Below are 22,543 nucleotides of genomic sequence, written 5' to 3' on the forward strand. Positions count from 1 at the left end.
TTCTGTGGACAACCCCGTCCCGGCACGGACGTGAAGCGCCACGACCGCGCCTATGGCCGGCCCTCCCACCTCATTCTTCGGCCAGAAAAATCGGTTGCCGGGGGCCGTACTGTCTTTGATGTGACTGACACGGACAGCCTGCTCGCGGCCTTCGACGAGCAGATGCGGATGAGGATCCCGGCCAATCCGTCGGACGGGGGGACGTACGAGCGTGACGGACCTGTGCTGCGGGTCACCTACCCGTCCCGAGCCTTCATCGGCACTCCTCGCGACATCGGTGTACGGGGCGCCGAGTTGGATCGGTTGATCGCCCGGCAGCGCGACTTCTTCGCCGCGCGAGGAGCGGCGGTGGAGTGGAAGACCTACGGGCATGACCTGCCGCTCGACCTCCCCGACCGGCTGCGCGCCGCGGACTTCGTCCCCGAAGAGCAGGAGACCCTCCTCATCGGCCGCACCGAGGAGATGGTCGCGGAGCCGGTGCTGCCGGACGGCGTCGTCCTGCGCCGGGTCACCTCGGATGCCGACATGCGCCGCATCGCAGCGATGGAATCAGCCGTCTGGGGCAAGGACTGGAGCTGGCTGGCCGACGATCTGATCTCACGGGTGGCCGCCGCCCCGGAGGAGATCGTGGTCTTGGTCGCCGAGGCCGACGGCGAAGTCGTCTCGGCGGCATGGCTTGTGTTCAAGCCGGGAACCGAGTTCGCCGGGCTCTGGGGTGGCTCGACGCTGCCCGGATGGCGAGGGCGGGGGATCTACCGCGCGCTGGTCGCCGCGCGCGCCGGGTTCGCCGTCGCCCGGGGTGTCAAGTTCCTACAGGTGGACGCCTCCGACGACAGCGCCCCCATCCTGCGCCGGCTGGGCTTCCACGCTGTGGGCACCACGACTCCCTACGTGTGGTCACCGCCGCGAAGCTGAGAAACGACCTGGCTCTCAGGTTCCCGCATATAGCCGTTTCAGGTCGACGAGTTCGACGTCGGGGCGTTTGTCGGCAAGCCGGGTGAGACCGGCTGAGAAGCCGGAGCGGGAGAACAGGAGCAGCTTGGGGAGGGAGCCGACCTTGGCACTGGGGAGAAGACCGCGTAGGTGTTCCAGACGTTCCAGTTGAGGTGTGTCCACAGGAGCCTCGGTGCTCTTGACCTCACCGATCGCCGTGACGCGGTCAGCGGAGAAGGATGTCGACTCCGTGACCACGACATCGAGTTCGTGGCCGCGCCGGTGTTCTTGGCACGGAAGCTCTGTCGGACGTACGGAGGTGGCGGTGCCGCCGAGGGTGTCGGGCTCCGCATGCTCGAAGCACCACTGCCGCGCGAGGTCCTCGAAGTGCGCGCCGTAAATCTTGGAGTCGATGGTGTGCGCGTTGGCACGCCAGACGCGATCGGCCCGGCCGGCGATCAGTTCGGCCTCGTGACGTTGGATGAGGAGCTGATGCAGGCGTACGACGGGTTCGGCGACGCGGAAGACGCTGCGCTTGCCGCGCAGGGCATCGTCGATCTGTTCGATCAGGCCGATGTCCTGCAGGCCGGACAGCAGGTGAGCAAGCGCGCTGCTGGGACGCCCCAGTGCCGAGGCTATCTCCGAACGCCGGTGGTTACCGGCACTGATCGCACTCAGCGTGGCCGAGTATGAGGTCGGATCGGTGATCGAAGGCTCTTCACGGAGCAGCAGGGCGCCCTCACGGAACATCGCGGAGGCCGGGTTCAGCAGCCGCCGCTGAATCCAACGATCGAAGTCGGCCAGTCCGGCAGGTCCCGATCCCCCGCTCATCTCGAGATAGGCGGGGGTCCCGCCGAGCAGGGCGTGCAGCCGGAACGCGAGCTCCGGATCGTGATCGGCGCCCCAGAAAGCCGCGGCCTCACGGAATCGGAACGGGCGCACGACCAACTCCATGACCGCCCGCCCGCGCAGTGGCGCGCCGCCGGAAAGCAACTGCGCCATCGTGGTCAGGGCGCTGCCGCACAGGATCAGCCGGGTCTGGGTGTGCTGCTTGGCGTATCCGAGCGGGCTGAGCGCCTGCTGAAGATAGGAGGGCAGCGCGGGCGTGGCCGAGACGAGGTAGGGAAACTCGTCGATGATGAGGGGGGTGGGCCGGTCTTCCCCCAGCCGAAGCAACTCGTCTATCGCTTCCCGCCAGCTTCCGAAGGCGAGCGGCTGACGTAGACCGCGATAGGCGGCATAGGCCGCTCCGAGGTCGGCGAGGTTCTGCGCCTCCGTCTGCTGGGTGGCGCCGAACAGGAACCCGCCGGGCCGGCGTCGCGTCAGCGCAGCCGCGCCTGCCGGGCCCTTCCTGGGGCAGGGATCGACTGGGCCGTGCTTACTGGACGGGGATGCCGCCGCGCCAGACCCGGCGGGCCTTGAGGCCGAACGACCAGGCGAAGGCGCCCTCGTGGTCGGCGTCCCACTGGACGATGTCGGCCACCCGGCCCGGCGCGAGAACGCCGCGGTCGTTGTGCCCGAGCACCTGGGCGCCGCCCATCGTCGCCGCCCGCAGCGCGTCGTTGACGCTCATTCCGAAGGCCGCGACGGCCATGCCGATCACCAGCGACATCGATGTGATGCCGCAGTGGCCGGGGTTGTGGTCGCTGCCGAGCGCCACCGGGATGCCCTGAGCCAGCATCCGCCGTACCGGCGGGAGGTGCCCCACCTGCAGCGCCGTAGTCGGGCAGACGACGGCGGGCACGCCGTAGCGCGCCATCACAGAGAGGTCCTCGTCGGAGGCGTGATGCAGCAGGTCGGCCGAGGCGCAGCTCATCTCGGCGGCGACCTGTACGGCACCGCGCCGGTTGTACGCACCGGCGTGGATGCGGGGCATGAGACCGACGTTGCGGCCGGAGGCGAGCACCCAGCGGGCCTCGTCCGCGGTGAAGTGGCCGTCGTCGCAGTAGACGTCGACGCTGTCCGCCCCGGCGGCCGCGGCATCCGCGCACCAGGAGGAGACCGCGTCGACGTAGTCCCGCTGGCGGCCGAAGAACTCGGGAGGGACCACGTGCGCGGCGAGGAAGGTGACGTGCACCCGCGGCATCATCGGCTCTTTCTCGAGCTCGCGCAGCAGCCGCACGTCGGCCAGTTCGCCGTCACGGGTGAGGTGATAACCGGTCTTGGCCTCGACAGTCGTGGTACCGCTGATCAGCCAGTCGTGCAGCCGCTCGCGGACACCGTTGCACAGGGTCCACGGGTCGGTGCCTCGAGTGACGGTGACGGTCGAGCCGATGCCGCCGCCGGCCGCGGCGATGGCCGAGGCGCTGGAGCCGCCGGACCGCATCGCCATCTCGGCGTACCGGTTCCCGGCGTACACGGGATGGGTGTGCGCGTCGATCAGGCCGGGCGTCACGAGAGCGCCGCCCAGGTTCTCCACGTGGTCCACGTCGACGATGTCGTTGACGACACCTGGGACGCTCTGGGGGAGATCGGCGGCACGACCGACCCAGGCGATCCGGTCGTTGTGGACGAGGATGGCGGCGTTGCCGCACACCTCGTGGCCCGTCCACAGGCGGCCGATGTTGGTGAGAAGCCGCACGGTCATCCGACCACCTGCCCAGCATCACCGGACATCGAAACGGCCCGCTTCACGGGCTTCGCGCCCGCCGGGTCCGCTCGGTATCCGGACGTCATCGGGGGGTCTCCTGCCTCATCGCGCACTGGTGTTCGTGCGACGACCCTACCGCCGGGATGTGCAACCCGCGCGGTTCAGTTCAGTTACGGTATTTCACAAAGGGGCTTGATGTACAGGGTTATGGGAAGAACGTCGTTCTGTCCCAGCCGCCACGAGTGTCCCGGAGACACCCCGCGACCGGGTGGGCACTCTGTGCTGTCATCTCGTTACCTGCACCATACGGTCACCATAGACGCAGCCGATGGTAGCAAGGGGGACCCCGGCGGAGCCATCACACACGCGCCGCGTGCGTGGTGAACCCGCCGGTCAGCCCGTCACCGCCCTTGGTACGGCCGCCCCGGCCATGACGCCGGGGCGCGATCAGACCGTCTCGACGGGCTTGGCCACCCGGTCGAGCTCGGCGAACAGCCCGGCGAGGACCCTCGCGTGCAGGATCGTCCCCTCGCCGGTGTGCTCCAGCGAGAGCACCTCGCCCTCGTCGTGGGCCCGGGCGACCAGGTCGCTCCTGTCGTACGGCACCAGCATGCGGACCTCGTGGTCCAGCCGGGGCAGCTCCCGCTCGATGAGCGTCATCAGGTCGGCGATGCCCGCGCCGGTGCGCGCGGACACGACGACGCTGTGCCGTTCCTTGAACGTGAGCCGCGCCAGGACCTCCGGCTCCGCCGCGTCGGCCTTGTTGACGACCACGATCTCCGGGATGTCCCGCGCGCCCTCGATCTCACCCAGCACCTCGCGGACGGCCGCGATCTGGGACTCCGGATCGGGGTGGGAGCCGTCCACCACATGGAGGATCAGGTCGGCGTCGCCGACCTCCTCCAGCGTCGAGCGGAACGCCTCGACGAGCTGGTGCGGCAGGTGGCGTACGAAGCCGACCGTGTCGGCGATCGTGAACAGCCGGCCCTCGGGCGTGTGCGCCCTGCGCACCGTCGGATCGAGGGTGGCGAACAGCGCGTCCTCGACCAGCACGCCGGCCCCGGTCAGCCGGTTGAGCAGCGACGACTTGCCGGCGTTGGTGTAGCCCGCGATCGCCACGGCCGGCACCTCGTGGGACTGGCGGCGGTGCCGCTTGGTCTCCCGGACCGTCGACATCTCCTTGATCTGCCGCCTGAGCCTGGCCATCCGCTCGCGGATGCGCCGCCGATCCAGCTCGATCTTGGTCTCACCGGGACCGCGGCCGCCGATGCCGACACCGCCGGCGGCGCGGCCGCCGACCTGACGGGACAGGTTGCCGCCCCAGCCGCGCAGGCGGGGCAGCAGGTACTGCAGCTGGGCCAGCTCGACCTGGGCCTTGCCCTCCTTGCTCTTCGCGTGCTGGGCGAAGATGTCCAGGATCAGCGCCGTGCGGTCGACGACCTTGACGTTGACGACGTCCTCGAGTTGGCGAAGCTGGCCGGGGGTCAGCTCGCCGTCGCAGATCACGGTGTCCGCGCCGGTCGAGGCGACGATGTCACGCAGCTCGCTCGCCTTGCCAGAACCGATGTAGGTGGCGGGATCCGGCCGGTCACGCCGCTGGATCAGGCCCTCGAGGACCTGCGACCCCGCGGTCTCGGCGAGCAGCTTCAGCTCCTGGAGGGAGTTCTCCGCGTCGACGACGGTGCCGCCGGTCCACACGCCCACCAGGATGACCCGCTCCAGCCGCAGCCGCCGGTATTCGACCTCGGTGACGTCTTCGAGCTCCGTCGACAGGCCCGCCACCCGGCGGAGCGCCTGACGCTCTTCCAGTTCGTAATCGCCCACTGCATCGTCTAGGGGCTCAAATCGCATGTATGTCATCTCTGGCTAGGTCAACAATCCGACACCCCGGTGTCTTCCCCGGATGAGGTGTCTTCCCCCAGATGGTGACATGACGCGCACCATCACGCATCCCTATATCCGGCCCGGGCCGCGCGGCGGATTCCCGCTGAGCATTCACCCCCGAGCATTCACCCCCGAGCATTCACCCCCGAGCCTCGTCACCAGGCGTGCGCTCTCACCGGCCCAATAATCGAGGCCGAGACGGGTGTGCGTCTCGTGCGCCCGTCGCGCATGTACCCGGGCCAGGCCGGTGTCCCCCATGACGGCGGCGAGCTCCGCGAGGACCTGGTGAGTCGAGCCCCAGACCGCCATCCCGGTTCCGACGCCGATCATGCGGTCGCCGTACGGCTCGAGCCTGCGATACAGGGCCGCGGGGTCGGGAACGCCCAGCCGCACTGCCACGTATCCCCAGACCACGGTGAGGAACTCCGCGGACCAGTCGTCGCGGATGGCCGTTCCCCAGCGGTCCACCAGGCTTCTGGCCAGCTCCGTGTCTCCGCTGTCGAGTGCCGCGAGCACTGCCACGGGACGCAGCGGCTCCATGCCTGCCTCGTCCGCCCGGGCGATCAGCCCGTCGACGATCTCGCCCACCCTGCCCTGCGCCCTGCGGCAGGTGAACACCGTGACGCGTTCGGGGAAATCCATCCCCCACAGGGTCGAGCCGTCGAGCAGCGCAGTCGCCTCGCCCGCGAGACGCTCCGCCTCGCTCCAGCGGGCGTAGAGGGTCGCGTGGGCGGCCTCGGTGATGCGGAACATGGCGATGAGCTCGGGGCAGGCGAGCTTCCGCAGCAGTCGCTCGGTCCGTGCCCGATCTTCGGACCACCCCGCCGGCGACCCGCCCTTCAATGACTCCGCCATCCGGAGGGACCGAGCGATGATCTCGGCGCGGATCGGCAGGCCGGGAACCGCCAGCATCTCCTCGATCGCGCGGCGCCGCTGCCTCTCGCGTCCGGGAACCGCCGTGACGAGCACGTAGTCGTTCAGCACCTGTCCGAGCAGACCGGGATCTCCCACGTCACGGGCGATTGCAACGGCCTCGGCGGCCAGCCGCTCGCCCTCCTCCCTGCGCGGGCCGAAGTAGAACTCCAGGCCGAGGGTGCCCAGCACGGCCGCACGGTGCGGATCGTCCAACGGCTCTTCCAGCAGCCGCTCCAGGAGTGCCACCGTGTGGTCGTCGACCACCCCGTACGGGCGCCAGTACCAGATCGTGAGGCCGCCGAACACGGTGACGGCCTCCACCACCGCCTCTCTGTCGCCTATATGTGAGGCGAGCCCGACCGCCTCGTCGAGAGCGACGTAAGCCTGCTCGACATCGCCGACGTCGCGTAGCGCCCGGCCCAGCTCGATCAGCAGTGGGACCCGCCGGTGGGGCTCTCCCCGGCCGAGCGCGGCCAGGGCCCTGTTCCACAGCTCGACCGACTCGTCGTACGCGCGCTGCGCGGTGGCCTGGCGGGCGGCCTTCGTCGCGTAGTCGACCGCCTTGCCGGCACCCCCCACTTTCGCCGCCACAGCGAAGTGGCGGGCCAGCATCGACAGGCGTGACGCCCTGTCCCCGCCCGGCAAGGACTCCAGCGCCTCGCCGGCTCGCAGATGAAGGCGAGCCTGTTCCAGACGGCCCAGCCCGGCATAGAGGGTGTCGCGGACCAGGACATGCGAGAAGCGGTAGTCGAAGCCGGGCGTCTCGATCAGCAGACCGGTGGCCACGGCCGGCTCCAGCCGCGTCATCAGCTCCTCCGCCGAGATGTCCGTGAAAGCCTCGAGTAAGTCGAGACCGACGTCGCGGCCGAGGACGGCCGCGGAGCCGAGTAGTTCCCGCGTCGGACCCGGCAGCCTCGCGACCCTCCGGCCGATCACGTCGCGCACGCCTTCCGGCACCCCGAGCGAAGCCGTGTTCAGACGGTGTTCGCTCCCGAGAAGCCTGACCAACTCCCTCAGATAGAACGGGTTTCCTCCGGTTCTCTCGTAGAGGACCTGCGCCAGCGCGGGGTCCGTGAGGTCCCGCTGCGCCAGGAACGCCGCGACGTCCTCGTGCGTGAACGGCGGCAGCGACATGCGCTCGGTCCCGGGCTCACGCGCCAGCGCGGCGAGGGTCTCGCTGAGTTGCTCCGGGTCCGTGCCCGGCTCGGGCCGCAGGGTGGCCAGTACGAGGATCGACGCCCGGCGCAACTCGCTCGCCATGAAGGCGAGCAGCCGCAGTGATGAGGCGTCCGCCGAGTGCAGGTCGTCGAACACGAGGAGCACGGGGCTGCACACCGCGTTCAGCGCGGAGAGCACCTGCTCGTACAGCTCGAAGAGCGCCGCGTCCGGGTCGACGGTCGTCTCCTCCCCCTCTCCGGCGAGGAGCCGGACCGCGTCCGTCCCGGACTCGCCCAGGGCGCGCAGCGCCTGAAGCCATGGCCAGAACGGCGGCGCCGCGTCCCCTTCCATGCAGCGTCCCCAGATGACGGTGATCCCTCGCGCCTCGGCATCTTCGGCCACGGCCTGTGCCAGGCGGGTCTTGCCCATGCCCGCCTCCCCGGTCACCAGCATGACGCCGCCCCGGCCGCGCCGTACGTCACTGAGACGTTCCGTGATGCGGGTCAGGTGGCCCGCTCGCGCGATCAGCGGCTCCGACGCCGACAGAGGAAAATTCGGCTCCGTTCCTCCCGCCCGTTCTCTGACCGGTTCCCCGGGGGCCTGCTCCGCCGAAATCCGTACCGCAGGGGCCGCTACCGTCTCATTCGGCGGTTCCGGCGCATCGAGCCGCTCGGACTGGTCGAACACGGCCCGTTCGAGCCGGCGCAACTCGGGCCCCGGCTCGATCCCCAGCCCTCCGGCGAGCAGGGTACGCACCCGGCGAAGCGCACCCAGGGCGTCCGCCTGCCGCCCGGCACGGTAGAGGGCCAGCACCAGCAGGCCCCACGACCGCTCGCGGTAGGGGTGGGCCTCCACCATCCGTTCGAGTTCGGCGACGCACGATCCGCTGTCCCCCAGAGCGAGCCTGGCCTCGAACCAGTTCTCGGCGGCCGTGACCCGCGACTCGGCGAGACCGGTGATCACCGGCTGAGCGAAGTCGAAGCCCGCGAATTCAGCCAGCGGCTCACCTCGCCATAGGGCCAGCGCCCGGTCCAGCACTTCGAGCGCGTCGCCGTACCGGCGCTGCGCGGTGGCCCGGCGGCCCTCCTCCGCCCAGGAGATGAAGCATGAGAGATCGACCTGACGCGGCGCGATGGCAAGCACGTAACCGGGCTCGCGCGTCAGCAGCACCTTGGGCGACGTGCGCGGCGCCCGGCCGGGTTCCAGAACTCTGCGCAGGTGGGATATGTATGCCTGCAGTGATCCCGTAGCGCTCGACGGAGCCTCTCCCGCCCAGATCTCATCGATCAACCGGTCCAGCGAGACGGTCCGGCCGGGTTCCAGCGCGAGCAGGGCGAGTACCGCCCGCTGTTTGCGCGACCCCAGATCCAGTTGTTCGCCGCTTCCGGAAACAACCTCGAAGTGCCCGAAGAGCCGGAAGAACAGCGAACCCATGACTTTCCCCATCTGATCGGTCCATAAATCGTAGGCCCGACCGGCCAGGGGGGACGCACTCTCAGCGTCTTGAAACCGACTTGTGGCCTTCCCCAACTCGTTTCCAAGCACACGGCAACTGGCACGGTCCATCTTCGTATCCAGGCGGAAACATACGAGAGGAACGACGTGACCGACATGAACGACGCGAACAGCGCACTGCAAGCGGTTAACGTGCTGAATGATGTGAACGGGCTCGGACAGGACCTGCGCAAGGCCGCACGTGGCCGAGTCCTGGTCAGGGGAGACGACGGCTTCGACACGGTCCGGCTCCCATGGGACGCGTCGGTCGACCAGCGGGTCCTCGCCGTGGTGGAGGCCGCTGACGCCACCGCCGTCGCCGCCGTCGTCGCCGTCGCCCGGCTCGCGGGGCTGGGTGTCGCGACCCAGCCGTACGGCCACGCCCCCGCGGCGTTCGAGGGGGCGATCCTCCTTCGCACCGGGAAGCTGCGGGGAGTGGAGGTCGACCCGCAGCGGCGTACGGCCCGCGTCGAGGCGGGCGCGACCTGGGGTGACGTGCTGTCAGCCGCCGGGAAGCACGGGCTCACCGGGCTGGCGGGCAGTACCGGCATCGTGAGCGCGACCGGCTTCACGCTGGGCGGCGGGTTGAGCTGGTTCAGCCGGAAGTACGGTTTCGCCGCCGACAGCGCCCGCGCCTTCGAGGTCGTCGACTCCTACGGCGACCGTAGCAGGGTGACGGCGGAGTCGGATCCCGAGCTGTTCTGGGCACTGCGCGGCGGGGGCGGCGACTTCGCGCTGGTAACCGCCATGGAGATCGACCTGCATCCGGCGGCACAGTTGTACGGCGGGCGCATCCTCTGGCCGGCGGCACGCGCACCGGAGGTGCTCGCGGCCTACCGATCCGTCACCGCGAACGCGCCCGACGAGCTGAGCGTGTGGTTCCAGCTGCTGCAGTTCCCGCCGCTGCCGGAGCTCCCCGAGCCGCTGCGCGGGCTGCCGGCGGTGATCGTCGATGCGACCTTCCTCGGAGAGGCGTCCGAGGGCCGGGCCCTGCTGCGCGAGTTCGACGCCATCCCCGGCGCGATCATCGATACCCGGGACCGGACGGAGGTGGCGAACCTTTCCGACATCTGTGCCGAGCCGACAGACCCCATGCCGACCCTGTTCCGCGGCGAACTGCTGACCGACCTGGACGACGCCGCGGCCGAGGCGCTGCTGACTTCATCGGGGCGGGACACGATCGCGCCGCTCACGTACGTGCAACTACGTCACCTCGGGGGCGCGCTGGCGCGACCGGCGGGCAGCGGCGGAGCCTGCGGCCACATCGAGGAGCCGTACCTGCTCGGGATGCTCGGCGTCCTGGTCACGCCCGAAGCGGCGGACCCTATCAGGGATCGGCAGAAGTCGATCTCCAGGACGCTCACTCCGTATACGAGCGGGCGCAAGCCGTTCACTTTCCTGGCGCCCGAGGAGAGTGCCGCCTCCGCGTTCCCCTCGGACGTGCTGACTCGGCTGCGCGGCATCAAGCACCGCCGGGACCCCGCCGGGGTCTTCCGCAGCAACCACCCCGTGCTGGGCTGACGCTCTGGCGCGGGTCGCCGCGTCACTGCTTGTGGACGACGGCGTCGCCCGATCCGGTCTTCACGACGATCGTCTGCGGCGCCGACGGGTCCTGGGCGACCTCCACCCTCTGCTCGCCGGAACCGGTCTGGGTGGTCACGTTGTAGGTGCCGTCCGGCACCCAGACCTCGCCGTCGCCGGAGCCGGTCTGGACGGTCACCCGCTGGGGCGCCCTGGCGAACCTGAGCTTGACCTCACCGGACCCGGTGTTCGCCGCCACCTGGTCGCCGGCCAGCCCTCTCGCGTCGATCTCACCGGAGCCGGTCGAGGCGGTCACCCGGCCGGTCAGGTCGCGCAGCGTGATCTCACCGGATCCGGTGTCGATCCGTACGGCCAGGCCGCGGGGGATGTCGACCCGGTAGTCGACCGAATGGACGCAGTTCACGCAGCTGTACACCAACTTGAGCGTGTCGCCGTCCACGCGGTGCCCGTCGCTCGGCCGCTCACCGCTCCAGTGCAGGGTCTCGGTGACGTGGACACCCTGGCGATCCGTCTCACCGACGACGACCTCGCCCGACCCGGTGCGGATCTCAAGAGCGGCGACCTTGTCGGTCACGTCATAGGACTGTGTGGCCTGCTCCTGCGGGCCGAATCCCACCCGGCATCCGGTGAGAGCCAGGCTCAGGCCCAGTACTGCTCCCGCGGCGGCGACGATCGTCGTCTTCTGTCTCATGGCCATCATTCTTCGGCCCGGGAGAACCTCGCCCATCAGGGAAGACCCTTAGATGGCCCCTGAACGACCCCTCGAGGTGCCCCGCCCAGCCCCGGGCGCCCCCGCGTCGCCCCCGCGTTGTCCCTCGGATGAGCGGTGGGGTAGCGTCGATTCCATCATTCAGAACTTTGTTTCCGGATTGTGGAAAGGACCTCGATGGACGGCATTCAGGTCACGGGCCCCATGCTCGATCGGTTCGACGAGATCCTGACTTCCGAAGCGCTCGACTTCGTGGCCACCCTGCACCGGGAGTTCGACGAGACCCGTCGCCGGCTCCTCGACGCGCGCCAGGAACGGCAGGCCCGGCTCTCGGCAGGCGACACGCTCGACTTCCTTCCCGAGACGAAGCACGTGCGGGAGTCCGAGTGGCAGGTCGCGCCGGCGGCACCCGGGCTGGCGGACCGCCGCGTGGAGATCACCGGGCCGGTCGACCGCAAGATGACGATCAACGCGCTCAACTCGGGGGCGAAGGTCTGGCTGGCCGACTTCGAGGACGCCAACACGCCGACCTGGGAGAACACTGTCAACGGGCAGCTCAGTCTTCGCGACGCCCTCGACCGCACGATCGACTTCTCCTCCGGAGGCAAGGACTACGCACTGAAGCCGGACAAGGACCTCGCCACGGTGGTCGTCCGCCCCCGCGGCTGGCACCTGCGGGACAAGCACATCCTGGTGGACGGCGCCGAGATCTCGGGCTCGCTGCTCGACTTCGGGCTCTACTTCTTCCACTGCGCCCGCCGGCAGCTCAGCAAGGGCCGGGGACCGTACTTCTATCTGCCCAAGATGGAGTCGCATCTGGAGGCGCGCCTCTGGAACGACGTGTTCAACCGGGCCCAGGAGCTGCTCGACCTGCCTCGGGGGACGATCCGGGCCACCGTGCTCATCGAGACCTACCCCGCCGCGTTCGAGATGGAGGAGATCCTCTACGAGCTGCGTGAGCACTCCGCCGGGCTCAACGCCGGCCGCTGGGACTACCTGTTCAGCGTCATCAAGAAGTTCCGTACCCGAGGCCGGGAGTTCCTGCTGCCGGAGCGCAACGCGGTGACGATGACCGCGCCGTTCATGCGGGCCTACACCGAGCTGCTGGTGCGCACCTGCCACAAGCGCGGCGCGCACGCGATCGGCGGCATGGCCGCCTTCATCCCGTCCCGGCGCGACCCTGAGGTGAACGAGATCGCCCTGGAGAAGGTCCGGGCCGACAAGACCCGCGAATCGGGCGACGGCTTCGACGGGTCCTGGGTGGCCCACCCCGACCTGGTGCCGATCTGCCGCGAGGTGTTCGACGGCGTGCTCGGCGACCGGCCCAACCAGCTCGACCGGCTCCGCGAGGACGTCCGGGTCACCGCCGAGGACCTGCTCGCGGTGTCGAAGACACCGGGCCAGATCACCGAGGCCGGGCTGCGGGGCAACGTGGACGTCGCGCTGCGCTACCTGGCGGCCTGGATGGGCGGCCTCGGCGCGGTGGCGATCCACAACCTGATGGAGGACGCGGCCACCGCCGAGATCTGCCGCTCCCAGGTGTGGCAGTGGATGCACAACGACATCGAGCTCGCGGACACCGGCGCGGTCGTGACCCGGGAACTCGTGGAGCAGATCATCGAGGAGGAACTGGCGGAGATCGCCACCGAACCCGGATACGACGAGAAGCTCTATGCCCAGGCGACCGCCCTGTTCAAGGAGGTCGCACTCGACGACGACTTCGCCGAGTTCCTCACGCTGCCCGCGTACGCGCGCATGCCGTAGATCGCACGCGCCGATGTCACGAGGAGGTGACCGATGTCCACGGTCGAACGGTCTGAGGCTCTCGATCGGCTGGCGGCGCGGCTGCGGGAGGTGTTCCCCGCGGACGCGCTGATCACCGATCCGGTACGCCTGCGGACCTACGAGTGCGACGGGCTCACCTACCATCGGGCCACTCCGGGGGTCGTCGTGCTCCCGGAGTCGGCCGAGCAGGTCGCCGCGGTCGTGAAGCTGTGCGACGAACACGGCGTGCCGTTCGTGGCGCGCGGTTCGGGGACCGGCCTGTCAGGTGGCGCGCTGCCCAGGACCGACGGCGTGCTGATCGTCACCTCGCGCATGCGGCGGATCCTCGAGATCGACATTCCGAACCGCCGCGTGGTGGCCGAGCCCGGGGTGACGAACCTGGCCATCACCGAGGCGGTCCGCGACCAGGGCTACTACTACGCCCCCGACCCCTCCAGCCAGCAGATCTGCTCGATCGGCGGCAACGTGGCGGAGAACTCGGGCGGCGCCCACTGCCTGAAGTACGGCTTCACCGTCAACCACGTCATCGCGGTCGAGATCGTCACCCCGGATGGGGAGATCGTCACGTTGTCGGAGCAGGACCCGGGTTTCGACCTGCTCGGCACGTTCATCGGCTCGGAGGGCACGCTCGGGATCACCACCAAGATCACCGTACGGCTGTCGCGGACGCCCGAGACCGTGACGACCCTGCTGGCCGCCTTCGCCGACATCGAGGGCGGTGGCCGGGCCGTGTCCGCGGTCATCTCGGCGGGCGTCGTCCCGGCCGCGATCGAGATGATGGACGCACTCGCGATCGAAGCGGCGGAGGCCGCCGTCGACTGCCGCTACCCGGCCGGGGCGGGAGCCGTGCTCATCGTCGAGCTCGACGGACCGGGCACCGAGGTGACGCACCAGTTCGCGGCGGTGGAGCGGATCTGCCGGGACAGCGGCGCCTTCGAGATCCGGGTCGCGGCGTCGGCCGAAGAGCGCGCCGCGATCTGGAAGGGCCGCAAGTCGGCCTTCGCCGCCGTCGGCCGGATCAGCCCGGCCTACATCGTGCAGGACGGGGTGGTGCCGAGGACGTCCCTGCCCGGGGTGCTCGCCGGGATCGACCGGCTGCAGGAGGAGTTCGGCATCCGGGTCGCCAACGTCTTCCACGCGGGCGACGGCAACCTGCACCCGCTCGTGCTCTTCGACGACGCCGTGCCCGGTGAGGGCGAGCGCGCCGAGGACGTCAGTGGGCGCATCCTCGACCTGTGCGTCGAACACGGCGGCTCGATCACGGGCGAGCATGGTGTAGGTGTGGACAAGGCCAAATTCATGCCGCGAATGTTCAGCGAGGACGATCTCGACACCATGCAGCTCGTGAGGTGCGCCTTCGACCCGAAAAACCTGTCCAACCCCGGAAAGATCTTCCCCACTCCCCGGCTGTGCGGAGAGGTCCCCGGGGTGCGCCGGGGCGTCCACCCGCTGGTGGAGTCCGGCCTCGCGGAGCAGTTCTGATGACCGCCCCCCACCTTCCCGGCCTTCCCGGGCTGAGCGGAGTGCGTGTCCGCGCGGCCGGCGCCGACGACGCCTTCCCCGGCGAGCGACCCCGGTGGGTCGCCCTGCCCGGAAGCGTCGAGGAGATGGCCGCCGTCATGCGTGCGAGCGCGGCGCACGACCTGGCCGTCGTCCCGCTGGGCGGCGGAACCAAACGGCACTGGGGCGGCCTTCCGGCCCGCTGCGACGTCGTCGTCGGCACCGAGCGCCTCGACGAGGTCGTCGAACACGCCGCCGGCGACCTGGTCGTCCGTGTCCAGGCCGGGGTGGCGATGGAGGCGCTGGCGGAGGCGCTCGCCGCGAAGGGCCAGGAGCTCGCCCTCGACGTGCCGGTGCCGGGCACCACGGTCGGCGGCCTGCTGGCCACCGGGATCGCCGGCCCGCGCCGGTTCCGGTACGGCACCGCCCGCGACCTGCTCATCGGGATCACCGCCGTCCTGGCGGACGGCACGATCGCCCGAGCCGGCGGCAAGGTCGTCAAGAACGTCGCGGGCTACGACCTGGGCAAGCTGTTCACCGGCTCGTACGGAACACTCGGCGTCATCGCGGACGCCACGTTCCGCCTGCAACCGCTGCCCGCCACCCGCGCCTGGGTGACGCTCGACCTCGACGCACAGGGATCGCCGGACCGCCTGGGCGCCCTGGTGGCGGCCGTCGCCGCCTCGACGCAGGAGCCTGCCGCGATCGAACTCGACTGGCCCGGGCCGGAGGGGGGCGCGCCGAGCCTGGCCGCCCTGGTCGAGGGCGCGGCCGCCGCCGAGCGCGCTCTCGCCGTACGCGACCTGATGGGAGAGGGCTCCCAGGTCGGTGACGAGCCGCCGCCGTGGTGGGGGCGGCTGCCATCTGCCGGCCGGGGCGGGCCGACGGGACATCCCGGCGGCGGTCTCCTGCTGGAAATCAGGGCGGCGCCGTCCCGGCTTCCCGGCGCCGTCCCCGACATCGCGGCGGCCGCGAGGCGGACGGGGACCGAGGCGGCGATACGCGGCTCGATCGCCGCCGGCGTGCTGCACGTCGCCGTTGACGGGAAACGGGCCGTTGACGGGGAACGGGCCGCCGAGTTCGTCACCATGCTCCGCTCCCGGATCGAGATCGCCCGGGACGGCGGCGTGGACGGCCGTGTCGTCATGCTCACGTCCCCCGAAGCCGTACCCCCGGCGGCCGCCTCGGACCCCTGGGGACAGGAGTCGACCCGGCGCGAGCTGCTCCGGCGCGAACTGATGCTGCGGGTGAAGGAACGTTTCGACCCCGACCGGCGGATGTCTCCCGGCCGGTTCGCCGGAGGCATCCGATGACCGTCATCACTCCCGGAAGGAGGGAGCGCGGATCATGACTGGATCAGGAGATCCGTCCGCGCCGGCTCGATGGACCCCGAGCTGATCAAGGATTGCGTGCACTGCGGGTTCTGCCTGCCCACCTGCCCGACCTACGTCCTTTGGGGCGAGGAGATGGACTCCCCGCGTGGGCGCATCCACCTCATGGGCCAGCATGTCGGGGGCACCCCGCTGACCGACGAGATGGCCGGGCACTTCGACGCCTGCCTCGGCTGCATGGCCTGCGTCACCGCCTGCCCCTCCGGTGTTCAGTACGACCGGCTGATCGAGCAGACGAGGACGACGGTCGAGCGGGAGCACGTGCGAACCCCGGAGGACCGTGCTGTCAGGGCCCTGGTCTTCGCGCTGTTCCCCCACCGTCGCAGGCTCCGGGCGCTGCGCCTGCCCATGCGACTGGGCGAACGGTTCCGCCTGAGCGCACGGCTGCGGCCGTTCCTCGAACGCGTGCACCCGTCCCTCGGCGCCATGGCCGAGCTCGCTCCCCCGCTGCCGCGGCACGTGCCGCGGCTGCCGCCGGTCGTGCGGGCGCGCGGGCGGCGCCGGGCCCGGGTCGGCCTGCTCACCGGCTGTGTGCAGGGTGAGTTCTTCCCGCAGGTCAACGCCGCGACCGCGCGCGTGCTGGCGCTGGAGGGCTGCGACGTCGTGATCCCGCCCGGGCAGGGCTGCTGCGGCGCGCTGTCGGTCCACTCGGGCCGGGAGGCCGAAGCGCGACGGTTCGCGAAACGCACGATCGCCGCCTTCGAAGCCGTCGACACGGTCGTGGTCAACGCGGCCGGGTGCGGGTCGAGCATGAAGGAGTACGCCGAGGTGCTGGCGGGCGATCCCGCCCTGCGAGCGGAGGGCTGGCCGGAGCGGGCGCGGGCGCTGCGGATCCGCGACCTGGCGGAGTTCCTGGTCGAGCTGGGGCCGGTCGCGCCGCGTCACCCGCTGCCGATGTCCGTGGCCTACCACGACGCCTGTCACCTCGCCCACGCCCAGGGCGTACGGGCCCAGCCACGCGAACTGCTGGGCGCGATTCCGGGGCTGGAGCTGCGGGAGATCGCGGAGTCGGCGATCTGCTGCGGGTCGGCCGGGACGTACAACCTGTTCCAGCCCGAGGCGGCCCGCGAGCTGGGCGACCGGAAGGCCGAACGGGTGCTTGCCGCCGGGGCCGACCTGCTCGTGTCGGCCAATCCCGGCTGCACGTTGCAGATCGCGGCCGCCGTCCGACGCTCGGGAGGCGGCGAGATCCGGGTCGCGCACACCGCCGAGGTGCTCGACGCCTCCCTACGCGGCCGCGCACCGGAGACGCTACGCGGCAAAGCTCCGGAGACGCCGCGCATGCGGGGAGGGGCAACGTGAGCGTGCAGAGCGTCGACCGGGCGCTGGACGTGCTGGAGGCGCTGGCCGAGCACGGCGGTCAGGCCGGCCTGTCGGAGATCGCCGCTCGCACCGGCCTGCCGTACGGGACGATCCACCGGCTGCTGCGGACGCTGCTGGCCCGAGGGTACGTCCGTCAGGAGTCCGATCGGCGGTACGCCCTCGGCGGCGCGCTGGTGCGCATCGGCGGCGCGGCCGAGCGGATGCTCGCCGTGTGGGCCGAGCCGTACCTCGCGAAGCTGGTGGAGTTGTCCGGCGAGACCGCGAACCTCGCCGTACTGGAGGGCGACTTCGTCGTCTATGTGGCCCAGGTGCCGTCGCCGCGCAAGCTGCGCATGTTCGCCGAGGTGGGCCGGCGGGTGCTGCCGCACAGCACGGCCGTCGGCAAGGTGATGCTGGCCGAGCGGCCCGACGCCGCCGCCGTGTTCGGCCGCACCGGACTGCCGCGCCGTACGGATCGGACCATCACCACGGCCGGTGAGCTGCTGGGGGAGCTCGACCGGGTGCGGGCCCGGGGGTACGCGCTGGACCTGGGCGAGGAGGAGGACGGCGTGCACTGCATGGCCGTGCCGGTGCACGACGGCGGCCGGACGTTCGCGGCCCTCTCCGTGTCGGGCCCGGCCGAGCGGATCGACGCGATCGAGCGTGCGGAACTGGCCGCCATGCTGCGCAAGGCCGCGGACGACTTCGGCGCGACCCTGTTCGGCGGTGGGGACGGCTCGGCGGGGGACGGTGACCAGGGACGGTGACCGCGGTGCGGGGCGATTCCTCCCCCGTGGCCGGGAAACCGGGGAGGATGGGCGCATGTGCCGAAGCATCAAGACATTGCGCCCGCCGTTCACCGAGCAGGTTTCCGAGGAGGACATCCGCGCGGCGGCCCTGCAGTACGTGCGGAAGATCTCCGGCTTTCGCGCGCCCGCCCAGCACAACGCGGAGGCCTTCGACCAGGCGGTCCAGGCGATCACAGCGGCCAGCGCGGCGCTGCTGGCCTCCCTTCAGGTGCGCGGCGCCCGCTGAGCACCCGCCGTACGGAGAAACCCGGCCGTACGGAGAAATTCCACGGGAAGAGGGAACCGGGCCCGGCGGCGCGGCGGAGTAGGGGATGAAGGGCGCGAACGCGCCTTACGGAAGGATTCCCCGATGAACGGACACAACGGGTGGTGAAAACCGCGGCCACCGACATCCCCCGGCCTGTGTCGCCATGGCCGGTTCACGCCGCTCCGCAGGCCGAGCCGTCCGACGCGGAGCTGATCAGCGCCTCGCTGAGCAGGCCCGACGAGTTCGCTGCCGTGTTCGACCGGCACGCCGACGAGATCCACGCCTACGTCGGGCGGCGCCTCGGGCCAGAGCACGCCGACGATATGACCGCCGAGACGTTCCTGCTCGCGTTCCGTAAGCGGCACCGGTACGACCCGGCCCGGCCGGACGCCAGGCCCTGGTTGTACGGCATCGCGAGCAAGCTCATCTCCGGCCATCGCAGGTCGGAGATGCGCAGGCTGAAGGCGTTCGCCCGGATAGCGAACCGCGGCGGGGAGCCGTATGAGGAGGAGCGCACCACCGAGCGGGCGAGTGCCGCCGCGATGCGACCCGCCCTCGCCGCCGCGCTCTCCCGGCTCTCTGCCGCCGAGCGGGAGCTTCTCCTGCTCATCGCGTGGGCGGACCTCACCTATGAGGAGGCCGCCGAGGCACTCGGCATCCCCATCGGCACCGTCCGATCGCGGCTCCACCGGATCAGGGCCAAGCTCCGCCGTCATCTCAATCTTCCCGAGGAGGGCACCCCGTGAACGACGAGATCAGGAACGACGAGATCAAGATGATCGCCCGCGAGCGGCCCGACGCGCCGCCCTACTCCCTGGCTGCCAGGGCGTCCGCGCGCCGGCGGCTGACCGGGGACGGCCCCGGCGGGCACGGGTTCGCCCGCGACCTGCTGCGCGCCGTCTCCCGCCGGCCGTATGGCATGGCGATCGGCGGGGTCGCGCTGGCCGCGGCCGTCGCCGTCGTGACCGTGGTGCCGCACGGGGCCCCCGCCGACCCGGTCTCGGTCGCCCAGGCATCCTCGGCTCAGACGCCGTCGGATCGGGTCCCGTCAACCCAGGGAGGCAGTGATCCGGGGCAGGGGCCGGACGTCGTCGTGGCACTGCCGAAAATCGCCAAGGTGTCGGCCAAGGAGGTGCTGGGGCGGGCCGCCCGCGCGGCGACCGATCTCAACCCGCGGGACGACCAGTTCATCAAGGTCAGCTCGCAGACGATGTACGGGGCCTTCGGTGGCGGGGAGACCAACGCCGACACCGGTGAGACCATCCCGGAGACCCGCTACCTCTACCGGACGAAGCGGACGATCTGGCTGTCCGCCGACGGCACCAGGGACGGCTCGCTGAAGGTCGAGAACCTGACGCCCCGCGCCTACCCCGGCTGGCCGATCCCCGAGGAGGCCAATCGGGAGAAGGGCACCTGGTGGGCCTCGCTGCCGGTATGCGACGGCACGCCGCGGGACACCGCCTACACCTCACTGAAGAAGCTGCCGACCGACGCCAAGGGGATGCGCGACTACCTGTACTCACGCGAGCAGGGTGACACCCCGCCGGACACGGGGGCCTGGGCGGCGGCGGGCGACCTGCTCAGGGAGACCTACATGCCGGCCGCCCAGCGTGCCGCGCTGTTCGAGGCGGCCGCCACGATCCCCGGCGTGACCGTCACGGAGGACGCACAGGACGCCGCCGGTCGCAGGGGCATCGGCGTCGGCCGGGTGTCGTCCGGCGTGCGGGAGGACATCATCTTCGACCCGGAGACGTACGAGTTGCTCGGCGAGCGCGGCGTCGTGGTGGACGCGAAGGAGGCCAAGTCGCCGGTGGGCAGCCTGGTCGCGTCGACGGCTCAGCTCGAGGTGACCGTCGCCGACAGCGCCCCCGAGGTTGACGACCCGAGCACGGATTGCGACACCGGCAGCTAACCCCCACCCCCAGGCCGTGATCTTGCACTTTCTCGCAGAGACGCCCTCTCATCAGGCGAAACACCGTTTGCGAACTTGCAGAAATGTGACCACTATAGGTTTGACCTGCGCGAATGCCAACGGTGATCTTGCACTCCGACTACGAGTGCAAGATCACGCAGGATGTTCGTCCAGGTCAGCGCCCTCACGTGCGAGTTTCTGCAAGATCACGAAGGTCAACCGCCCAGGTCAGGCATGGGAAGTGCGAGAATTCGCAAGATCACGGCAATGGGGGTTTGGGGGGAGGAGGAGAAGCTCAGGTGCACTGCTCCAGCATCGCGTCCTTGTCGGCGGTGGTGACCGGTAGGTCGTACTTGAGGGAGACCTGGGCGAAGCGCACGGCGTAGGAACAGCGGATGCTTCGTTGCGGCGGCAGCCAGGTCGCCGGACCGGCGTCGCCCTTGGACGCGTTGGTGGAGCCGTCGACCGGGAGCAGGTTGAGCGGGTCGTTGGCGATCTGCTTGCGCTTGCTCTCGCTCCACCGGGAGGAGCCCATCTGCCAGCTGTAGGACAGCGGCACCAGGTGGTCGATCTGGACCTTCGCCGCGTGCTGCTTGGTCCAGTCGAGGGTCTTGCCGGTGTACGGATCATAGATGGTCATCGAGATGACCACACAGTTCGAGCCCTCGCGATATTCGATCTTTCGGCCATCCCGTTTCAGCATGTCGTTGCGGGTGTCGCAGCCGTTGCGTCCCCAGGGGACGCCGTCGACGCTGTCCGCCCAGGCGTACCCGAACTTGTCCCGGGAGTAGCCGGTCTTCGGTCCGCGGCCCTTGGTCCGCACCTTGTCGATCAGCTTGCGCGCCTCGGCGCGGTCACCGCTCGTGGTGATCGGCGCGAGGCCGGGGCCGGTGCCGTCGGGGTTCTTGAGGGGGCTGACCCCGAGCGCCGCGCCCTTCCCGACTCCGCCGTCGGCGGCGCCGCTCTGCCCGAGGCCGATGTCGTCCATCGGCCCGCATCCGGCAAGTGCCCCGGTCAGTACGGCGGCCGCCGCCGAGACGGCGGCGACAGCCCTGGTTCCACGCCCGCCCACTGCCACCCCTAAGTAATGAAATCGCACACTTAGGTATAACAGTGCCCAAAGAAAGGGCAAAATAGGCGTTCACCGAACCTGTCGGATGCGCAGACCCCCGGAAACACCGCCACATCAAGCCGGTCAGGCCGGGATCCACTCCTGCCAGACGATCTTGTTGGCCTCGACCCACTTCTGCGCGGCGGCCTCGGGGGACATCTTGTTCACCGCGATGTCGTACGCGACCGAGTTCTGGTCGTCGTTCGTCCACGAGAAGTTCTTGACCAGCTCGTACGCCCTGCCACCCGACTGGGCGAACGTCATGCTGACAATCTTGTCGAGCAGGTACGGCGGGTAGTCGCAGGCGACCTGCTTCGGATCCTTGTCGCACCCGATGGCGTACGGAGGAAGATTGATCTTGACGAGCTTGAGCTGGTTGAACAGCCACTGCGGCTCGTAGAAGTACATGAGCAGCGGCTTCTTCTTCTCGGTGGCCTCCTGCGCCGCCTTGATCAGCGCGTCCTCGCTGCCGGAGTAGACCACCTTGAACGGCAGGCCGAGGTTCTTGACGAGCGCCTCGTCGTTGGTCACATAGGACCGGTCACCGGCCAAATATTGACCCAGATCGCCACTCTTGTCCGTCTTGAACAGGTCCTTGTACTTCGACAGGTTCCGATAGTCCGTGATGTCCGGGTATCGCTGCACCATCCACTCGGGGACGTACCACCCGATGACCCCCTTGTTGCCGCTCTGTCCCGCGCTGATCGCGAGCTTGGAGTCCTCGATGTACGGCTTCTTCAACTCGGGGTGGGCCCAGTTCTCGATGACGACGTCCACGGTGCCGTCCTCGAAGCCCTTCCAGGAGTCGGCCTCGCCGCTCTTCTTCAACTCGACCTTGTAGCCGAGCTCGTGTTTCAGCAGGTAGGCCACGACGGCTGCGCTGGCCTCGTATCCAACCCACGGGTTGATCGCGATCCGTACGGTTCCGTCGGCCCCCTTGGGCGCGGAGCGCTCCGCTGAGTCGCTCCCACCGCACGCGGTGACCATCGCGATCGTCAGCAAACCGGCAAGGAGACGGACCCTCTTCATGTAGACCTCAATCGATCGCGAACGGCCAGCGGGCACGCGCTGCGGGGACGCGACACGCACCGCGGGCCCCGCGGAAACTCCGAGCCTGCGAGGAATTTTCGCGGGTAAAGCACCGGGCAGAGTATTGCACAACCGGAAAGGCCGTATCGGCCCCGCGGCCGATGAGACCGCGGCCGGTATGCCGCGCACGTCCTGCCCGCCGACCGCGGTGCCTCCCGAGCACCCGGCTCCC

Annotated in this window: 17 protein-coding genes; 10 read left to right on the top strand and 7 right to left on the bottom strand. The window is 70.0% G+C overall.

What is annotated here, in order from left to right; translation table 11 throughout:
- The first annotated feature begins 120 nt into the window (after nt 1-120).
- On the top strand, nt 121-915 hold the full coding sequence (locus tag ACFHYQ_RS03140; RefSeq protein ID WP_394299500.1) for a GNAT family N-acetyltransferase: 795 nt from the start codon (nt 121-123) through the stop codon (nt 913-915).
- Nucleotides 916-930: 15 nt separating this feature from the next.
- Here the strand turns inward: ACFHYQ_RS03140 and ACFHYQ_RS03145 are convergent, their stop codons facing one another.
- The 4 genes from ACFHYQ_RS03145 to ACFHYQ_RS03160 all read right to left on the bottom strand — a co-directional run bounded on the left by ACFHYQ_RS03145 (nt 931) and on the right by ACFHYQ_RS03160 (nt 8,914).
- On the bottom strand, nt 931-2,109 hold the full coding sequence (locus ACFHYQ_RS03145; RefSeq protein ID WP_394299501.1) for an AAA family ATPase: 1,179 nt from the start codon (nt 2,107-2,109) through the stop codon (nt 931-933).
- Nucleotides 2,110-2,311: 202 nt separating this feature from the next.
- Nucleotides 2,312-3,520 (bottom strand): imidazolonepropionase, encoded by a 1,209-nt coding sequence (gene hutI, locus ACFHYQ_RS03150; RefSeq protein WP_394299502.1) that lies wholly within the window; start codon nt 3,518-3,520, stop codon nt 2,312-2,314.
- 450 nt (nt 3,521-3,970) lie between these two features.
- Nucleotides 3,971-5,383, bottom strand: a complete 1,413-nt coding sequence (gene hflX / locus ACFHYQ_RS03155) for a GTPase HflX (protein WP_394299503.1) — start codon at nt 5,381-5,383, stop codon at nt 3,971-3,973.
- Nucleotides 5,384-5,518: 135 nt separating this feature from the next.
- A complete protein-coding gene (locus ACFHYQ_RS03160; protein ID WP_394299504.1) occupies nt 5,519-8,914 on the bottom strand; it encodes an ATP-binding protein in 3,396 nt (1,131 codons plus the stop codon).
- Between the two features lie 177 nt (nt 8,915-9,091).
- Between ACFHYQ_RS03160 and ACFHYQ_RS03165 the strand changes: the two genes are divergently transcribed.
- Nucleotides 9,092-10,495 (top strand): FAD-binding oxidoreductase, encoded by a 1,404-nt coding sequence (locus ACFHYQ_RS03165; protein WP_394299656.1) that lies wholly within the window; start codon nt 9,092-9,094, stop codon nt 10,493-10,495.
- Between the two features lie 22 nt (nt 10,496-10,517).
- On the opposite strand, the gene ACFHYQ_RS03170 is transcribed toward ACFHYQ_RS03165, so the two are convergent.
- Nucleotides 10,518-11,207, bottom strand: a complete 690-nt coding sequence (locus ACFHYQ_RS03170) for a DUF4097 family beta strand repeat-containing protein (RefSeq protein ID WP_394299505.1) — start codon at nt 11,205-11,207, stop codon at nt 10,518-10,520.
- 195 nt (nt 11,208-11,402) lie between these two features.
- On the opposite strand from ACFHYQ_RS03170, the gene aceB reads away from it, so the two are divergent.
- The 8 genes from aceB (at nt 11,403) to ACFHYQ_RS03210 (ending at nt 20,171) form a co-directional block, all read left to right on the top strand.
- On the top strand, nt 11,403-12,989 hold the full coding sequence (aceB, locus tag ACFHYQ_RS03175) for a malate synthase A (RefSeq protein ID WP_394299506.1): 1,587 nt from the start codon (nt 11,403-11,405) through the stop codon (nt 12,987-12,989).
- A gap of 33 nt (nt 12,990-13,022) precedes the next feature.
- A complete protein-coding gene (locus ACFHYQ_RS03180; protein WP_394299507.1) occupies nt 13,023-14,492 on the top strand; it encodes an FAD-linked oxidase C-terminal domain-containing protein in 1,470 nt (489 codons plus the stop codon).
- Complete coding sequence (locus ACFHYQ_RS03185) at nt 14,492-15,823, top strand: FAD-binding oxidoreductase (protein ID WP_394299508.1); 1,332 nt, start codon at nt 14,492-14,494, stop codon at nt 15,821-15,823. Before ACFHYQ_RS03180 ends, ACFHYQ_RS03185 begins: the two co-directional genes overlap by 1 nt.
- A 69-nt stretch (nt 15,824-15,892) precedes the next feature.
- Entirely contained in the window at nt 15,893-17,203 is a 1,311-nt protein-coding gene (locus ACFHYQ_RS03190) for a (Fe-S)-binding protein (protein ID WP_394299509.1), read from the top strand.
- Nucleotides 17,204-17,205: 2 nt separating this feature from the next.
- Nucleotides 17,206-17,970 carry an IclR family transcriptional regulator gene (locus tag ACFHYQ_RS03195; RefSeq protein WP_394299657.1) on the top strand — a complete coding sequence of 255 codons (765 nt, stop codon included), beginning with the start codon at nt 17,206-17,208 and terminating at the stop codon, nt 17,968-17,970.
- Nucleotides 17,971-18,025: 55 nt separating this feature from the next.
- A complete protein-coding gene (locus ACFHYQ_RS03200) occupies nt 18,026-18,238 on the top strand; it encodes a DUF2277 domain-containing protein (protein ID WP_204011724.1) in 213 nt (70 codons plus the stop codon).
- Between the two features lie 143 nt (nt 18,239-18,381).
- Complete coding sequence (locus ACFHYQ_RS03205; RefSeq protein WP_394299510.1) at nt 18,382-19,005, top strand: RNA polymerase sigma factor; 624 nt, start codon at nt 18,382-18,384, stop codon at nt 19,003-19,005.
- The gene (locus ACFHYQ_RS03210; protein WP_394299511.1) at nt 19,002-20,171 is read left to right on the top strand and encodes a CU044_5270 family protein; all 1,170 of its coding nucleotides are present in this window, start codon (nt 19,002-19,004) and stop codon (nt 20,169-20,171) included. Before ACFHYQ_RS03205 ends, ACFHYQ_RS03210 begins: the two co-directional genes overlap by 4 nt.
- 295 nt (nt 20,172-20,466) lie before the next feature.
- Here the strand turns inward: ACFHYQ_RS03210 and ACFHYQ_RS03215 are convergent, their stop codons facing one another.
- Together ACFHYQ_RS03215 and ACFHYQ_RS03220 are read right to left on the bottom strand one after the other, a co-directional pair.
- Entirely contained in the window at nt 20,467-21,243 is a 777-nt protein-coding gene (locus ACFHYQ_RS03215; RefSeq protein WP_394299512.1) for an HNH endonuclease family protein, read from the bottom strand.
- A 123-nt stretch (nt 21,244-21,366) separates the two neighbouring features.
- Nucleotides 21,367-22,311, bottom strand: coding sequence for an ABC transporter substrate-binding protein (locus ACFHYQ_RS03220; RefSeq protein ID WP_394299513.1), 945 nt, complete (start codon nt 22,309-22,311; stop codon nt 21,367-21,369).
- Between the last annotated feature and the right edge of the window lie 232 nt (nt 22,312-22,543).

The sequence above is a fragment of the Sphaerimonospora cavernae genome (assembly GCF_042435035.1).
Taxonomy (GTDB): domain Bacteria; phylum Actinomycetota; class Actinomycetes; order Streptosporangiales; family Streptosporangiaceae; genus Sphaerimonospora; species Sphaerimonospora cavernae.